The sequence below is a fragment of the Halospeciosus flavus genome (assembly GCF_029814175.1).
Classification (GTDB): domain Archaea; phylum Halobacteriota; class Halobacteria; order Halobacteriales; family Halobacteriaceae; genus Halospeciosus; species Halospeciosus flavus.
Genome location: NZ_CP122312.1, coordinates 3,159,967 through 3,176,693 on the forward strand (window position 1 = coordinate 3,159,967; position 16,727 = coordinate 3,176,693).

Consider the following 16,727-nt stretch of genomic DNA (forward strand, 5'->3'; position numbering starts at 1 on the left):
CGGCCCGCTGCCCCACAAGACCTATCCTGACAGCGACTCGACCTCTCTTCGATGGTTCCGACGCGCCGCACCCTCCTCGGCCACGGGGGTGTCGCCCTCGGCGCCGTGCTCGCCGGGTGTAGCGGTGTCTTCGGGTCGGAGTGTACGCCCGACCCGGCACTGCTCGACCCCGCATCGTGGCCGTTCCCGCGGGCCGACCCCGCGAACACCGGGCACGTTCCCGCCCGTGCCGCCCCGCCCGACCGGATCGAGTCGCGCTGGACGGACGAGGACGAACGACTCGATCAGACTCTCGGGATTCCGCCACGGCCGACCGTCGCCGATGGAACAGTCTTCTTCACGTACGAGCGCGCCGGCGAGGAGGAAATCGGACCGGTCGTCGTCACCGCGTTCGACGTGGATGGGGGACACCGCCGCTGGCGGCGAGAACTCCCGTTGAACCCCGCCGACACCGACCTCCACCCGCCGGTCGTCGCCGACGGTCGCCTCTTTCTCCGAACGTACCCGAAGGGCGACGACCGTCCGGCGGTGGTCTCCTCGATACTGCGACGGGCGAGACGCGCGCTCGCCGGTCGGGCACCGTCGAGACGCCGCCGACGCTCGCAGCGGGGCGTCTCCAGTACGTCGAGAGTGAGTACGCCGACGACACGGAGACGGCCGCTGCGACGGCATTCGGCCCGTCGCTCGACCACGTCTGCTGGCGGACCGACCTCGACACCGGTTCTCCCGTCCGGGTCCGTGCGCCGGGTGTCAGCCCGCGACTGGTGTTCTACCCCATCTCTGTCGGCGACGAACACGCTGTGTTGGCACTCGACGCCGCGAGTGGTCGACCCGAGTGGCGGACGGTACTCCCCGGCGCGCCCGAACCGTTCCCGACCGTCCGTACCGACCGCGTCTTCCTCGGTGCGAACACCGGCGAGAATCGGGGGACCGTCGTCGCTCTCGACCGCCGAACCGGCGCTGTCGAGTGGCGACGGGAGTTGGACGCCGACGCGTTCGTCGGCGCAGTCACGAACTCGACCGTCCTCGTCCGTGAAGGGACCGACCTCGACAGGGAACCCGACGCCCTCGTCGCTCGGGACGCGGCCACGGGGCGAGTCCGGTGGCAGGTCACGACGGACGAACGGACGGAGTTCACGCTCCCGACGTCGGCCGGCGACGCGGCTTTCGTCTGCCGCACTCCGTCACACACGTCCGTCGATGCGCCGGGAACGCTGGAGCGATACGACCTCGCCACCGGCGAGCGTACCGCGACGGTCCCGACGGCCGACGAGTGGGTGTCCGCGCCCGTGGTCGGCGACGGATACGTCGCCATCTCCACGGACCGCGGACTGCAAGTCTTCGGCTGACGCTGTGCTTCGCGGTATCCTGTAGTACTCGACGGGCGAAGTCTCGCCACACTCACACCTGCGGCAGCGGCCGACTGTCCGGTCTCCTCGACGGCACCGCTGCTCGGGTGGGTGTGGAACTGGAGTCGGCGACGGTCGCTAAAAGATGACTGACGGCAGTCGTCTCACGCGTTGTTCATCCGGGTCGCCGACTCCGTGCCGCAGGCGCGACACTCGGCGACGCGGTACGGTTCGCGCGAGAACTCGGCGTTCTCGGACTTCGAACTCTCGGTCCGAAGTTCGATAGAGACGGAGTGAGCCGTCTCCTGACCGCAGTTCTCGCACGGCTCGGTCATTCCGTCGGAGTGGGGGTTTTACTCGCCATCGGAACCGCCTACTACTGTGTAGACAGCCATCCCACATTAGTGGTGGACCTAAGCAACCAGGCTCCGCCGTGTTGGGTGCGCCGGTGGGTCCGGCCGCGGCCGGCGACGCGAGCGCGGCCGGACTGTACGCCCCTGCGGGTTCACCCCCCGATACGCCGCCGACCAATACACGGACGTGTGTATCGACTGCCCGTTCCGGAACCGGGAGTATCATATTCTCGCATTCACAAGAGGTGCACATGCGACCCGCACGGACGTCTCTCTCAGGTGATACCGCATGAGCGGCGGACGCCGGGACGGGAGTCCCTACGCGCCACACGACCCCAACGAGACGCAGGCGATGCTCGACGCCGTCGGCGCCGACTCGGTCGAGGAGTTGTTCGACATCCCCGAGTCGGTCCGGTTCGACGGCGACTACGGCATCCCCGCGCGCACGGAACAGGAGACTCGTCGCGACGTCGAGCGCCTCCTCGGTGCCAACGACGACCTGACCGAGTTCCTCGGCCGCGGCCACTACGAGCACTACGTCCCCTCGCTCGTGGACAATATCTCCCAGCGCTCGGAGTTCATCACCTCCTACACGCAGTACCAACCCGAAGTCACCCAGGGGTTCCTCCAGGTGCTCTTCGAGTACCAGTCGATGCTCGTCGAACTCACGGGCCTCGACGTGGCCAACTGCTCGATGTACGACGCCGCCACGGCACTCGGCGAGGCCGCGCTCCTCGCCGAACGCGTCCGGAGTACCTCCGGTGACCGCGTCCTCGTCCCCGAGGCGCTCCGCGCCGAGCGCAAGAGCGTCCTCGAGAACTACGTCGATGGCTCCGACCTCGACGTCGTCGAGTACGCCACCGACGACGGCAACGTCGACGTCGCGGCCCTCCGCGAGACCGTCGACGGGGACACGGCGCTGGTGTACGTCGAGAACCCGACCACGCGCGGCACTATCGAGGAGCACCTCGCCGAGGTGGGGAAATTGCCGACGCGAACGACGCGCTGTTCTGTCTCGGCTCCGACCCTGTCGCACTCTCCCTGCTCCAGCGACCGGCGGACGTCGGCGCGGACGTCGTCGTCGGCGACGCCTCGGTCCTCGGACTGCCCGCGAGTTACGGGATGGGACTCGGACTCTTCGCCTGCCGCGAGGAGTACCTCCGACAGGTCCCCGGCCGACTCGTCGGCGCGAGCGAGGACGCCGCCGACCGCCGCGCGTACACGCTCACCCTCCAGACGCGCGAACAGCACATCCGCCGCGAGCGCGCGACGTCCAACATCTGTACGAACCAGGCGTGGGTCGCCCTCCGGACGGCCATCCACGCCGCGTGGCTCGGCGCCGACGGCCTCGTCGACCTCGCCGAGCGCTGTGTCGAACTGCCCCGCGACCTCGCGGCCGACCTCGACACCATCAAGGGGTCAGAGCGCCGGTCCACGACCGCCACCACTTCCGCGAGTTCGTCGCCCACACCGACCAGCCCGCGAAGGCTATCGTCGACGACCTCCAAGCGGAGGGATTCGCGGTCCACGCCGTCGACGACCACGAGGTACAGGTCTGTATCACCGACGCGAACGAACACGCCGCCGACCGACTGGTCGCGGCCTTCGAGGAGGTGGCCTGATGCGACACTACGACCAGGCCCGCTACCACCAGGACGACGAGTACGAACCGCTGCTCGCGGAGAAGGACGAGACGACCGTCGAGGTCGACGACGACTCCCCACTCCCCGACGACCTGACGCGCGACGAACTCTCGCTCCCGTCACTCTCCGAACCCGAACTCGCGCGCCACTACGTCCGTCTCTCCCAGGAGACCTACGGCGTCGATACCGGTCCCTACCCGCTCGGGTCGTGTACGATGAAGTACAACCCGAAGTTCACCGAGGACGTCGCCGCCCTCCCCGGCGCGCAGGTCCACCCGGACCGCACCGAAGAGAGCGTGCAGGGCACCCTCGGGTTGCTGTACGGTCTCCAGGAGCAGTTGAAGAAGATCGGCGGGATGGACGCCGTCACGCTCCAGCCACCCGCGGGCGCCGCCGGCGAGTTCGCGGGCATCCGCCTCGCGAGCGCCTACCACGAGGCCAACGGTGAGGGCGACCAGCGCACCGAGGTCGTCGTCCCCGACTCCGCCCACGGGACCAACTTCGCCACGGCCGCGATGGGCGGCTACGACGTCGTCGAACTCCCGAGTGACGACGACGGCCGCGTCGACCTCGACGCGCTCGAGGCCGCGGTCGGCGACCAGACCGCGGCGCTGATGCTCACGAACCCCAACACGCTCGGCCTCTTCGAGCGCGACATCGAGACCATCGCCGAGACGGTCCACGACGCTGGAGGCCTGCTCTACTACGACGGCGCGAACCTCAACGCCCTCCTCGGGCGCGCTCGGCCGGGCGACATGGGCTTCGACATCATGCACTTCAACGTCCACAAGACGTTCGCGACGCCCCACGGTGGCGGCGGTCCCGGTGCCGGACCCGTCGGCGTCGCCGAGCGCCTCGCGGAGTTCCTCCCGACCCCGCAGGTCAGGGAGACGGAGTCGGGCTACGAGTTCTTCGAACCCGAGAACACGGTCGGGAAACTCCACGGCTTCGTCGGCAACTGGCTGGTCCTCGTGAAGGCCTACGCCTACATCGCCCGCCTCGGCGACGAGGGACTCGCGGACGCCGCCGCGAAAGCGGTCCTCAACGCGAACTACCTCGCCGAGCGGGTGCCCTACGAGGTGCCGTTCGGCCCGTTCCACCACGAGTTCGTCGCCAGCGCCGGCGACCAGGACGCCGCCGAGGTCGCGAAGGCGATGCTCGACTACGGCGTCCACCCGCCGACGACCAAGTGGCCCGAAATCGTCTCCGAGGCACTGATGACCGAACCCACGGAGATCGAGAGCAAGCGGAGCCTCGACGACCTCGCCGACGCCTTCCGCGCGGTCGCCGACTACTCCGACGAGGAACTGGCGGAGGCGCCCACGCGGACGACCGCCCGCCACATCGACCAGACGAGCGCCGCCCGGAACCCGCGTCTCTCGTGGCACGCCCTCGACGACGTGGACGACACCGACGAGTAGCCCCTCGCGGCAGCCACCGCCGCCACCCCCGCACTTTAGGCAATCCTTATTACTCGATAGCGGCTGAGTTAACAACATGACCGTCGTCAGCGTCTCGATGCCCGACGAACTCCTCCAGCGCATCGACGAGTTCGCGGAGGGCCACGGCTACACCGGCCGCAGCGAGGTCGTCCGGGAGGCCGCGCGCAACCTCCTCGGCGAGTTCGAAGACCAGAAACTGGAGGACCGCCCGCTCATCGGGGTCCTGACCATCCTCTTCGACTACGAGAGCACCGCCGTCGAGGAGCGAATGATGGGCCTGCGCCACGAGTACGAAGGCCTCGTCACTTCGAACGTCCACAACCACGTCGGCGACCACTACTGCATGGAGTTGTTCATTCTCGAAGGGTCGCTCACGGAGATCTCGGAGTTCGTCGGTCGCGTCCGCGCGACGCGCGACACGCTCACCGTCGACTACTCGGTCATCCCCGTCGACGAGTTCGGACCGACGCTCGACGCGTAGATAATTCCACATACTCGGCGACCAATATTAAGGGCCGAGAGGGCGTACTTCCGGTAGGTGCCCGCACATGGCGAAGGTGACCGTTCGGCTCCTCCACGACGACGGCGTCTCGGAGGCCGACAGACGACAGGCGAAACGCGCGCTCGAAACTGCGACGTCCTCCCTCCCCGACGGCTACCTCGGGGTGGGCGAGTCGCTGCGCTACGAGGGACCGTCGCTCAACGTCCTCGACCGACAACGACTCGCCGACACCGTCGACCAGTGGCTCCGCGAGCGCTTCGAACCCGGCGCGTGTGACGACACGGTGTTCGTCCACCTCGTCGACGCGAGTCCCCTCGAGTACCTCACCGACGTCCCCGGTGCGAAGAACTTCCAACGGCCGCTCGGGGCGGGCTACTCGGACCGCGTCGTCGGTATCGAGGGTGAGCACGGCTACAGCCACGGGCTCGCCGTCGCGAACACCTACGTCTCGGCGTTCGTCGCGCTCGCCCCCGTCCCGTACGACGGTTCGGACGCCGTCGGCGTGACCGCCGTCCACGAGGCGGGGCACGCACTGATGGCCGGCGTGGAGGGGTCCGAACACGACCTCGGCGTCGAGCGCTACTACGACACCGAACGCCACCGGGCGGAGGTGACGCCGATGACCTACTGGTACGACGAACAGCTCGCGACGTGGGCGCGCAACCCCGTCGCCGTCCCGCCGTCCTGCCCGGTCGACCCCGAGGACCTCGTCCGCGGTACCGAGGAGTTCGCCGAGGACGCTCGCACGGCCATCGTCGAGCACGTCGACTACCACTTCGGGTAGCACACGGTCGCGCTCTGTCTTTCGCTCGACGTTCCGTACCGGCAGGTGTCCGCACTTTCGGGATTCTCTATCGCGAGATAGTGTTTACAACTGTCGACGGATCGCCGTCACGGACGGTCTCCGCCGCGAGCGGCCGCGGGTGAGACGGTCGTTCCTGAGGCGCTCGTGGAGGTCGTCCCCATCAATCGACGACTAGCACCGTCGCTGTGGTGGGCGTCGTGCGCGCGGGGTGAGAAACGGGGGTCCCTTCGACTCCGGGCGGGTCGGGAGTCGGACCGACGAAGTTCGAGTGCCGTGGAGGAAAGTCCGTCTTCAGGCCGCGCTGCTGTCGATGTCGCCGTCGATTCGGACGAAGCCGTAACCGCACTCCGGGCAGTACCACTTCGTCTTCAGACCGAGGTGGAGGTGCGTGGCCGCCGCGCGGTAGAAGGTCTGCTCCTCCTCGCAGTTCGGACAGCCGTGGTCGAGTTCGCGCATAGTCGTGTGTCGAACGGGCACGCTGTTGAACGTACCGGTCCGGACGACCGATTCGGAACCAGGGCGTCGGAAACGTTCGTCGCGCGGACATCGATAAACTGGTCGCTGCGATACGGAATCAGTCGGTCATCCCGAGCTGTGCGGGGACCGGGCTGTCGTTCTCGCGGCCCCGCGCTTCGAGGTCGGCCTGTTCCTCGGCGTCAAGTTCGGTGTAGTTCTCGGCGGCGTCGAGTGCCATCTTGAACAGTTTCGGGTCGCCGGGGTTCGTGATGGTCGTCACCTCCTGGGAGAGCGCGTAGTTCGCACAGTCGTTCATCGCCTCCTGGGTGTCGTAAGGCTCGTACCACGTCCCGTAGTGGCGCTGGTCGTAGGGGAGGTCCGCGGGCCAGGACCCTTTCGCGAACGCCTTGAGACCGATGGTGCCGAGGTCTTCTTCGGCGGCGCGTTCGAGTACCTTCCCGTAGTCGTAGCGGGCGTCCTCCTCGGCCTTCCCGAGGACGGTGAAGTTGAGCGGGAACATCACGCTCTCGAGGTCGGGGATGCGGTCGATGGTGTCGAGAACGAGGTGCGGGTGGGCGTGGCAGGTGAGGCCGATGTGGTCGATCTTCCCCTCCTCTTGGGCCTCGCGGAAGGCCTTCAGCGCGCCGGGGTCGTCGGTCTCGCCGGTGATGGTGTCGAGTTCGGCCTCGCTCTCCAGGCCGTGGAACTGGTAGAGGTCGATGGTGTCGACGCCGAGGCGGTCCAACGAACGTTCGAGTTTGTGTTTGGCGCCCTCGTAGGTGCGCTCGACGGTCTTACAGCCGAGAAATATCTCCTCGCGGTGTTCGCGGAGTTTCGGGCCGAGTTTGAGTTCGGCGTCGCCGTAGTCCGGCGCGACGTCGAAGTGGTTGACGCCGTGGTCGAGGGCGAGTTCGACGGTCTGGTTCGCGTCCGACTGTTCGAGGTAGTCGAGGAGGTAGGCGCCGAACGTGAGGATGCTACTCTCGTGGCCGGTCTGGCCGAGTGTGCGTGTCTCCATACGTGCACGTGGGACGGGCGCACGACGTGAATGTGTGGGCCGTTCGCCAGGCAAACGACTTAGTGGGTCTCCGCCCAAGCCACACGTATGGCAGACGACATCGTTCTCTACGCACTCGACGGCTGTCCGTACTGTGAGAAAGTCCACGACGCCCTCGAAGCGGAGGGAATCGACTACGACACGCGCTGGACCGAGGGACTCCACTCGAAGCGCGACGAGGTGAAACGTGTCAGCGGACAGCGCGGCGTCCCCGTCATCGTCGACGAGGAACGCGGCGTCGTCATGCCCGAGAGCGACAACATCCTGGAGTACGTCGAGAAGACGCTGGCGTGAGGGTCGAGCGATGAAGATATACACCGGCCGCGGCGACACGGGCGAGACCGACCTCCGGGACATGTCTCGCGTCTCGAAGGCGAATCCGCGCATCGAGGCCTACGGCACCGTCGACGAGGTTAACACACTCGTCGGCGTCGTCCGACCCACTGGGTACGACGACCTGGACGACTACCTCGAACGCGTCCAGAACCACCTCCACATCGTCCAGGCGGACTTCGCCAACCCCGACCCCGACGAGGACGACCCCGTGATTCGCGAGGCCCACGTCGACGAGATCGAGGATCATCGACACCGTCGCCGAGGAACTCGAACCGCTCCAGTCGTTCGTCCTCCCCGGGGGAGCGAACCCGGTGCGAAACTCCACCACGCCCGCGCGGTGTGTCGACGCGCCGAGCGTCGGGCGGTCGCCCTCCAGGGCGAGGAAGACATCAACGACACGGCAGTCACCTATCTCAACCGACTCTCCGACGCGCTGTTCCAACTCGCCCGTCTCGTCAACGAGCGCGAGGGCGTCCCCGAGGAGAACCCGACCTACTGAGACGCGAGTCCGACGACCGCTCGCTCCGTCACGTCGGCGTAGCCGCCGAACGTGAGTTTGAGACCGGGGACACCCGTGAACGTGAGGGTCTGGAGCGCGAGCATCGGTCGCTCGGGGTCCGCCCCGAGTCGCGAGTGCCTCGTCGACGGCGTCCATGGCCTTCGCGGTGTCCTGGACGTCGAGCGCCGAGCAGAAGCCACCGACGGGGGCGGGTGCGTCAGCGACGACGTCGCCGTCCGCGACGACCGCCCACCCACCGCCGAGTTCCGCGAGGTGTGCGACGGCCGTCTGCATGTCGGCGTCGTTCGTCCCCGCGACGAGCGTTCCGGCGGCCTCCCACGTCGTCGTGGTGGCGACGGCGCCCTCGTCGAGTCCGAGACCGGTGAGGAAGCCGACGAACGAGCCACGGTCGGCGTCCGGGTGGCGGTCGACGAGCGCGACCTTCGCGAGGTCGGCGTCGGGGTCGGCGTGGAGTTCGCCGTCCTCGGCCGGGGGCGCGACGCGCGTCTCGGTCGTGATGAGTCCCTGCTGGTGGTCGAGTGCGCGGACCGACCCATCCTCGTCGGCGGCGTCGGCGGGGACGGAGAGCGTGCCCGCCGCGAGAGGGCTGACGGTCCCGTAGACCTCGTCCGGGTACTCGTGGACGCGCGGACTCACCGTGAGGTCGTGGGTGTCGAGGACGACTTCGCCGTCGGTGACGACCGTCGAGACGTCGACCGTCTCGAAGTCGCCGTCGTCGGTCCGGAGGTCTTCGAGGACGACGATGTCGGCGACGTTGCCCGGCGCGAGCGACCCGCGGTCGTCGAGGCCGTAGTGGCGTGCGGGTGTGAGCGTCGCCATCCGGAGCGCCTCGGGGAGCGAGACCCCTTCCTCGACCACGCGTTCGACGACGACGTCCACGTGCCCTTCGTCGACGAGTTTTCGGGGCCACATCCCGTCGGTCGACAGCGAGAGTTCCGCGGGAGAGAGTCCGTCCGTGGCCGCCTCGGCGAGGGCCTCGACGTCGTCGCGGACGGAGCCGTAGCGGCCGATGGCGTGGACACCGTTCTCGACGCGTTCGCGGATCCCCTCGGCGGAGATAGCCTCGTGGTCGTTGTCGACGACCGAGGCGAACGCCTGGAGGGAGGCCTCGCGACAGCCAGCGCCGTGGCCCGCGATGGGGAGGTCTCGCTCGCGAGCGCGCGCGTGTAACTCTTCGACGTCGGCTATCGTGTCCCCTCCTTCGCCGACGGCGTGGATCCACCCGATCTCGCCGACGCCGACGACGCGGTCGTCGTCGAGGAGCGCTGCGAGGTCGTCGACCGAGGCGGTGGCGTCGGTGAAGGTGTCGACGAGCGGACCGGGCGGGACCGTCGCGCGGACGGTTACGGGGAGGTCGTCGGTGGCGTCGAGGAGGTGGCGGACGCCGTCGGCGCCGAACGCCGAACCGAAACTCGCCGCCTCCGTGACGACGGTGGTGGTCCCGCCGCGGATGGCGTAGTGGTAGGCCGACTCGAAGGTCTGGTGGAGGTCGAGGTGGGTGTGCGCGTCGATAAAACCGGGGACGACGGCGCGACCGGTCGCCTCGACGACGTCGGTCTCGGGGCCAATCATCGGGTCGGGGTCCTCGGGGAGCGCGGCGACGCGGTCGTCGACCACGGCGACGGCGACGTCGTCGAACGCCATCGTCTCCGGGCGGAAGACCCGCCCGCCGCGGACGACGAGGTCGGCCGGCTCTTTCCCGAGCGCGACGGCTCGGCGGTCGGTCACGGAACCACCCGCCAGCGAGAGGGCGTACTCATGGGTGGGGAGTGAAGCGGCAGGTCAAAACAGTTTGTGGGCCGTCGGTGGCCAACCGTCGGAGCGTCCGGGTGGACGCCAGGTGGGACAGACGGTGACGGGCACGAGACCCGTCCGAGTGGAGCGGCGGAGCAGTGGTGGGACGACAGCCGGCCGCTCGGGCGCCGACTGATGCCAACGTCGGCGTGGTTTTAGGTGTGCCTAACAACTCCAAAGCCTTCCGGTTTAGGCTAACCTAAACACTGGTCGCCCCACAAGGGTTTTCGCTACTGCCAGCCTACTTCGACGTATGGATCCGCACTTCGAAGACGCCCGTCACCACCTGAAGCGCGCCGTCGAGTCCGTCCGGAAGGGTGCCGAGAAGGAAGCAGAGAAAGCTCGAAGAGCGCGTTCGTGAGGTGACCGGCAAGGAGGAAGAACCGGAGCCGAGCCGACTCGAGAAACTCCAGGAGGAGATCGAGGAACTCGAAGAGAAAGTCGAGGGCGAGACGAAGGAGGCGCTACAGAAGGCACGCGAGCGGCTCGGCGACTATCGCGCGAAGGAAGAAGGGCAATAAGACAGCCTTAAGTTCTCCCTTCGACTACGTGAGTGTAGCCTCGGGCCGGTGGTCTAGTCCGGTTATGACGGCTCCTTCACACGGAGCAGGTCGGCGGTTCGAATCCGCCCCGGCCCACTTTCTGACCTGCTGCGACTGAAGTCGCAGCAGGCGGCGGGTTCCTTAAAAGGAACCCGCATCCTGCATCTCTGAAGTCATTAGGGAGCTGATGCGGGTACGCGCCATCACGGGGTTATCGTGAAGGAACGGTTCTGACTATATAAATGTCAGCTACATCTGGGGCTATGATAGCTGGTAAATTTGAAGGAGAGCGCGTCGGCTTAGCCAAGGGAACGCCAGACCGCGCGCAAGTGAGTGGACTGGTTTATGGATATCCGATATGGGATGGGTATTGGATATCCCTATAGCTAATAGCTATATGTACATGTGCCGGGAAGTTCTATAGCTAATCAAGATTAGCGGCTCTACTGAAAGCTCAGCACTTGCCAAGAGTGACGTGCTGAATACAGCGTGCGTGTCTTGCAGAGGTATTCGGCCTGAAGTGGCTGGTAACTACACCTGTGTGTGTCTAAACGCGCGATCTAGACTCCACCCCAGATTTTTGTTCACACAAATATGACATCAGTGTGTAGTTAACACATGCCTCGAGTAACTGTCCGCGTTGAGGACGAACTGAAAGAGAAAATGGATGAACAAGAGCAAGTCAACTGGTCAGAGTTCATCAGGCAATCAATCAGGGAACGGGTATCCGAGTCGGACCGACGGCAGATTCAAAAACTAGTCCGGGAATACGACGGAGACCTCCCCGGCTTTTCACGCTCTACATGTTTGCCGAACGAATCAGCAAGAACCACATCTATGAGACGATGGAACGACTGTTCGATGAGGACCACGACAAGTTGGTCGATGATGTAGAGAATGATATCGACGAACTCCATCTCCCTAAGATGTATAAGAAAACTCCGGACGGCGAGCGGTACAGCGACCTCATCATTGAGGAGGTGGAAACACTCGCCGGTGATGCCATCCGTACCTATGTCCGCGACAGAATCGCGGAGGCCCCCGAGGTAACCAAAGAGGGAGTGAGTCTTTTGCCCCACTTCGTACGCAATCGGAGGAACGATGACGGCACGTCCCTCAAACAACGGGGGTTAACTCGTACTTGGTCCATTCGCTCTAATTCCGATGTGAATACTGACCGGCTTCTCGGTACCGGGCTTGCGTTTGCAGACTATTACAGGTCGAACGCCTACAGCTATAGCACCTACCGCATCCCGGGGTATGCACTCGATATCCTTGACGAACTTGAACGACATCCGACGCAATTCAAGGTCCCGGTTTCACACCCTGACACCGAAACCGTAGCGAAACTCAAACAATCTGAGGCTTTCGATGTATTCCTCAGTTGGATGGACGGGATGACCAAGCGTATCCCCAAACACGGCGAAACGGAGGAAATCCAAGAGTTCCTTAGCGACTACGATCTGATGATTGACCAATTCGAAGATATGCGTAAGCAACTGATTGAGAACAATATGCTGGTGCTGGAGTACAGTCCGCATAGATCCAGTACTGGCAGTCGAAGCTCACTTCCCGCTCAATGGAAATATCGTACGTGTTTAGCCCCGTCTGATTTCGTCACTGTCTCGTAGGTGGTGGCCTGTGACAGATACATGGTCTGTCAGCAGGGAGTCAGTCTACATTCTCAGGGATGGTCTCCGCTGCCCGGAGACCATCCCGTCGGCCCTGCTGTCGTCGTTTCGAGGTGGAATCGATGAGCTGGGACGATCTCTCCAAGGACGAACTCCTCTCGCGGTTTCTCCAGATGGAGGAGCGAATCGACGAGCTGGAAGAGAAGATTGCCCAGAAGGACAAGCGGATCGAGGAACAGAACGAACGGATCGAAGAGCAGCAAGAGCGGATCGAAGAGCAGCAAGAGCGGATCGAAGAACTCGAAACACGTCTCCGGAAGTACGAGAATCCACACACTCCACCCAGTAAGCGACGGTCGGGGACCGACGAGTCCCCGACCTCGCAGGACGACGAAGACGACGATGTCCGAACTGATGGTGGTACTCCCGGTCGAAAGGACGGTCACAACCCGGAGTGGCGCTCTCCGCCCGATCCTGATGAAGAAATCGAGGTCACCTCTGACTGTTGTCCCGAGTGTGGCGACCACTTCGACGAGTCGGTGGGCGTCAGCCCCGACTCGTCGAGGAAGTCCCGGATCCACAGCCACCAGAAGTCACCCAGTACAACCGACACCGCTACCAATGCGACTCCTGTGGAACTGAGACGGTTGCGACTCACCCCGACTGCCCCGATGAGGGGCAGTTCGGGGTGAACGTCATCGCGCAATCTGCCCTGTCACGGTACGATCACCGCCTTCCCTACCGGAAAATCACGGACCGCTTCGAGCAACTTCACGGACTCGAACTCTCAGGTGCATCCGCGTGGCACGCGACCGAGCGCGCTGCGCGCGCCGGTCGCTGTGAGTACGAGCAGATCCGTCGAGAGATTCAGGAGGCTGAAATCGTCCACGTTGACGAAACCGGCATCAAGCGTGACGGTGACCAAGCGTGGATCTGGACGTTTCGGACGGACGAGCATACGCTGTACGCGGTCAGAGAGAGTCGTGGGAGTGATGTTCCCGCGGAAGTCCTTGGCGAGGACTTCGCGGGAACGGTCATCTGTGATGGGTGGACGGCGTATCCAGCGTTCAGCAGTACGCTTCAGCGGTGCTGGGCACATCTTCTCCGGGAGGCTGAAGACGTTGCTAGTGACCACGAGGAGGCAGAACCGGTGTACCGGTATCTCAAGCAGATGTTCGTCGGTCTCCAGTCGTGGCTGGAGACCGACCCAGATCCTCGTGCGAGAGCACAGATGCATCGAGCGTGTCAGGACGGCCTCAGATCGCTCGTTGAGCGGTCAGTGACCGACGAACCAGTGGCAACACTCCTCGGGAAGATCGAAGGTGGACTCGACCACTGGCTCACCTTCGTCGGTGAGCCAGCGGTCTCCCGACGAACAATGCCGCAGAAAACGCCCTTCGTGAACCTGTTGTTCTCCGGAAAATCATCGGAACACTCCGGAACGACCGTGGCATGTTCGTTCACGAGACGATCTTGTCCCTGCTGGCGACGTGGCGCCAGCAGGGACGCAACCCATACGAGGAACTTACGCGGGTTGTCCACGACAACGAAATGATCTCACGAGAGCAGACTGTGCCGGTTGTTGAGACCTCGGGGTAAACACGTACTTTGATTCCAAGTTGGGACTATATTACTTCCCAGCACACCAAGACAGACTTGCTGGACTTTCTCTGAGTTCTTTAGTTGAGCCTGTTCTGTATCCAGTGCCTTCATCACTTCAACAGTAGTGGCGAGATCATATTCGGTAATGAAATCGGTCAATGGTTGTGGGACTCCAGCCGGCATGACGTTATTCCCGACGAAAGCGAAGTATGTAGGCTCGAACTCGATATGACCACTCTTGGGGATTTCAAGGTCGCCCGCACTAACCCACATCTGTGGTGTTGTATCAACCTCGGTGATCGTAATCCGGATGTTCGGGAGGGCGTCATCCAACTGCTCTATCGCAAGTTGAGCGGCGGGGAACGCATATCTCGGCGTTCCCAGTTGGAGACCGACGGATCCTCTCGTTCGAGTGGGATTCGCCCTGTAGAATGCTCGAAAAGTGTCTTCGTGGATTGCTCGTCTGGTTCGGACAAGCCCTTCCGTTGTCTTCCGCCATTCTCGAAACGTTCCAGATACTCACCGTCAACGATGTCGGGCGCACGAACCTCGTAATCATGAGATGCTCGAGGCCATACTCCGACCTCCACGGATATCCATGTACCGAAAACACTCAACGAAAATCAAGCGAGGTTAACCGACCAATCTGATTCAACTCGTCGACATCACAGTTTCCTCGACATCCCAGTCTCGTTTCTTCCAAAACCGATTGATTACTGTCTTCCAGATACTGGGTCACTGGCTCTTCGTAGTTGGCTGCTCCTCTCCAAGTTCGGCATCATACGTATCATGATCGTCTGACGGCTCAGCGTCATCTGAGTCATCCTCGGTCCCCGAACCATCTCCACCGCTACCACCGCCTGTACTAACGACTCACGGACATACCACCACGTCCAGACATCTGGTACGTTGATATCGTCCAGTGCACGCTGAGCAGCATCACGAACTTTCGTCGCTGACTCTTCGGTAGAACCTCCACCGAAGTCACCGAGTGTTGGTGCGCCGGGTCGCCAGCATTCTTTCCGCGGGGTTCGTCGTCGTTGAACCCTGCGCCGAGAACACAGTTCGATCGGAGTATCTTCAACGAACTCTTGACTCTGTTCGCCGTGAAGAGGTCTTCGTGGAAGCTACCGTTGACCTTGCAGATTTTCTCGCCGAACTCTGTCTGGAGTGCATCCAGAAGACGAATCGTCGTGTCGCTGTTGAAGTTTTCCTCGCAGGGGAGAAAGAACGTCTCATCAGTATCGCTGACTGCACCGAGAAGTTTGATGTTGTCCACGCGCCCGTCACCGGGAGTGACGGGCGCTCACCTTGGGAAACCATGCGTGAATCAGTGTCGAGAGAACCTGTCGCGTCTGATCAATGGCTAAGATCGTGTATTCGTCGTCCAGGTTGTCGCGCTTTTTTGAACCCGTCTTGCCATGCTTCCTGTGCTCTCTCATCGGATTTGTGAAACTCGGCCGGGCTGTCTTCCAGGACAGCCCGGCCTCGGTCATCAATCGTCGAACGTGACGCTCACAGTACTCAACGTCGAATTCCTCGGCGAGATAGTGACGAGCCAGTGGAACAGACCACGCAGGCGCGTCAAGTCCAACTTCCTCTGGAGACTTGTGAAGCGCTTCAACGAACTGTTCATGCTCTTTGTCGGAGAGTTTTGAGGGCCTTCCTGAACGGTGTTCGTCGTAGACGACCTTCGAACGGCTTGTCGGCGAGTCGTTCGAGTCGATCAAGCCACCGCGAGAGCCAGCCAGCAGTGTATCCATAGCGTTCAGCGACCTCTTGTAGCGTCGCACCGTCTTCTTCAAGGTAATTGATCGCCGCCATGAGCCGTTGTGACGGCTTTTTCTCGACTCGCCAAGACCTGGCGGAGGTCTTCGTGAGACGTTGTCGAGAGAGGTCATATCGGAGTAACGTACTCTTCTTTGAAGTATTTTTGGCTGACAGTATAAGGAAGTTCCAACTGAAGTAGTGAGCGAGCGGATGAATGTGACAATACCAGTTCTAGAAGCACTATGACAAGAGGAGCGAGAAAACCAAGATGGACAAACGTAGACGTTACCTCGAAGGACGTAACCACTAGCAAATTCTGAGACCTTGTCTCCAGTCCAATCCTCCAAATCAACAACACCTATAAGATTCGGCTATACCGGTCCGGTGAAATTGCAAATCACTATAGTTATTGGACTTCGTCTGAGACCCTGTAATAACACCCAGATAGTGTTGCTATAATTGTTGACTCTTACCTATCTATAATTGGGCGATAGTAGCGCCGAGTAGCCAAGTTACTATTAGCAAGGATGAGAGTCGGTACTTCCCAATCGAGGATTCGGAAGTCGAGTTGAGTTGGTGTGAGCCGTTCAATCTCGGAGCAGAAGGAGTGAATCGAAGCATCGGTCTGAATTTGAACAGAGACAGTGACAAGAACGGTTGTCAAAGCGGTTTTTGACGAGTGCTGCTGTTGACGACTCGCTGGCCTGAGGCCGCGGGCTGGCTGTCAGCCCGCGGCCGGGCTGTACGTCGGGAACGCCGACACCGTTCATTCTGATCTCCCACCGCCGCTCTAACTCCGCTTCCCGCTTCGTGGCGAATCCAGTCGCCAGAACGTCTGGAACGTGAACTGCTCGGGCAGGTCGCCTGCCCGCCGTGGGCGGGCGACGACCGCCCATCGCAGCACGAGCCACAGGTTCTCCAGCAG

Annotated in this window: 11 protein-coding genes, 1 tRNA gene and 6 pseudogenes; 11 read left to right on the forward strand and 7 right to left on the reverse strand. The window is 63.1% G+C overall.

Features of this window, described 5'->3' with window-relative positions; genetic code table 11:
• Nucleotides 1–21: 21 nt before the first annotated feature.
• Entirely contained in the window at nt 22–462 is a 441-nt protein-coding gene (locus P0Y33_RS16765; RefSeq protein WP_279530138.1) for a hypothetical protein, read from the reverse strand.
• Between P0Y33_RS16765 and P0Y33_RS16770 the strand changes: the two genes are divergently transcribed.
• On the forward strand, nt 417–1,349 hold the full coding sequence (locus P0Y33_RS16770) for an outer membrane protein assembly factor BamB family protein (protein WP_279530133.1): 933 nt from the start codon (nt 417–419) through the stop codon (nt 1,347–1,349). The genes P0Y33_RS16765 and P0Y33_RS16770 overlap by 46 nt on opposite strands.
• Before the next feature lie 164 nt (nt 1,350–1,513).
• Here the strand turns inward: P0Y33_RS16770 and P0Y33_RS16775 are convergent, their stop codons facing one another.
• Nucleotides 1,514–1,684 (reverse strand): DUF7835 family putative zinc beta-ribbon protein, encoded by a 171-nt coding sequence (locus tag P0Y33_RS16775; RefSeq protein WP_279528526.1) that lies wholly within the window; start codon nt 1,682–1,684, stop codon nt 1,514–1,516.
• A gap of 307 nt (nt 1,685–1,991) precedes the next feature.
• Between P0Y33_RS16775 and gcvPA the strand changes: the two are divergent.
• The 4 genes and pseudogenes from gcvPA (at nt 1,992) to P0Y33_RS16795 (ending at nt 6,073) form a co-directional block, all read left to right on the forward strand.
• Nucleotides 1,992–3,324, forward strand: a pseudogene (gene gcvPA, locus P0Y33_RS16780) (aminomethyl-transferring glycine dehydrogenase subunit GcvPA).
• Nucleotides 3,324–4,766: an aminomethyl-transferring glycine dehydrogenase subunit GcvPB gene (gcvPB, locus tag P0Y33_RS16785; protein WP_279528527.1), complete on the forward strand. Its 1,443-nt coding sequence runs from the start codon at nt 3,324–3,326 to the stop codon at nt 4,764–4,766. The pseudogene gcvPA and the gene gcvPB overlap by 1 nt, the downstream one beginning before the upstream one ends.
• 76 nt (nt 4,767–4,842) lie before the next feature.
• Nucleotides 4,843–5,268, forward strand: a complete 426-nt coding sequence (locus tag P0Y33_RS16790) for a CopG family ribbon-helix-helix protein (protein ID WP_279528528.1) — start codon at nt 4,843–4,845, stop codon at nt 5,266–5,268.
• 67 nt (nt 5,269–5,335) lie between these two features.
• Nucleotides 5,336–6,073, forward strand: a complete 738-nt coding sequence (locus P0Y33_RS16795) for a hypothetical protein (protein WP_279528529.1) — start codon at nt 5,336–5,338, stop codon at nt 6,071–6,073.
• A 312-nt stretch (nt 6,074–6,385) separates the two neighbouring features.
• Here the strand turns inward: P0Y33_RS16795 and P0Y33_RS16800 are convergent, their stop codons facing one another.
• Together P0Y33_RS16800 and P0Y33_RS16805 are read right to left on the reverse strand one after the other, a co-directional pair.
• Nucleotides 6,386–6,550, reverse strand: coding sequence for a DUF7838 family putative zinc beta-ribbon protein (locus P0Y33_RS16800; protein ID WP_279528530.1), 165 nt, complete (start codon nt 6,548–6,550; stop codon nt 6,386–6,388).
• A gap of 118 nt (nt 6,551–6,668) precedes the next feature.
• Nucleotides 6,669–7,568: an aldo/keto reductase gene (locus P0Y33_RS16805; protein WP_279528531.1), complete on the reverse strand. Its 900-nt coding sequence runs from the start codon at nt 7,566–7,568 to the stop codon at nt 6,669–6,671.
• An 87-nt stretch (nt 7,569–7,655) separates the two neighbouring features.
• Here P0Y33_RS16805 and P0Y33_RS16810 point away from each other — a divergent pair, with 87 nt between their 5' ends.
• Entirely contained in the window at nt 7,656–7,901 is a 246-nt protein-coding gene (locus P0Y33_RS16810) for a glutaredoxin family protein (protein ID WP_279528532.1), read from the forward strand.
• A gap of 61 nt (nt 7,902–7,962) precedes the next feature.
• Nucleotides 7,963–8,367: pseudogene (locus P0Y33_RS16815) on the forward strand (ATP:cob(I)alamin adenosyltransferase); the annotation flags it as partial.
• A gap of 255 nt (nt 8,368–8,622) precedes the next feature.
• On the opposite strand, the pseudogene P0Y33_RS16820 reads toward P0Y33_RS16815, so the two are convergent.
• A pseudogene (locus P0Y33_RS16820) lies at nt 8,623–10,107 on the reverse strand (adenine deaminase C-terminal domain-containing protein); the annotation flags it as partial.
• 512 nt (nt 10,108–10,619) lie between these two features.
• On the opposite strand from P0Y33_RS16820, the gene P0Y33_RS16825 reads away from it, so the two are divergent.
• From P0Y33_RS16825 to P0Y33_RS16840, 4 genes and pseudogenes are all read left to right on the forward strand, one after another.
• The gene (locus P0Y33_RS16825) at nt 10,620–10,778 is read left to right on the forward strand and encodes a DUF7553 family protein (protein ID WP_279528533.1); all 159 of its coding nucleotides are present in this window, start codon (nt 10,620–10,622) and stop codon (nt 10,776–10,778) included.
• Nucleotides 10,779–10,820: 42 nt separating this feature from the next.
• A tRNA-Val gene (locus P0Y33_RS16830) sits at nt 10,821–10,895 on the forward strand.
• Nucleotides 10,896–11,644: 749 nt separating this feature from the next.
• On the forward strand, nt 11,645–12,430 hold the full coding sequence (locus P0Y33_RS16835; protein WP_279528534.1) for a hypothetical protein: 786 nt from the start codon (nt 11,645–11,647) through the stop codon (nt 12,428–12,430).
• Nucleotides 12,431–12,552: 122 nt separating this feature from the next.
• Nucleotides 12,553–14,029: pseudogene (locus P0Y33_RS16840) on the forward strand (IS66-like element ISNpe8 family transposase).
• Between the two features lie 890 nt (nt 14,030–14,919).
• Here the strand turns inward: P0Y33_RS16840 and P0Y33_RS16845 are convergent.
• Nucleotides 14,920–15,890, reverse strand: a pseudogene (locus tag P0Y33_RS16845) (IS630 family transposase); the annotation flags it as partial.
• A gap of 636 nt (nt 15,891–16,526) precedes the next feature.
• Nucleotides 16,527–16,727, reverse strand: a pseudogene (locus tag P0Y33_RS16850) (ISH3 family transposase); the annotation flags it as partial.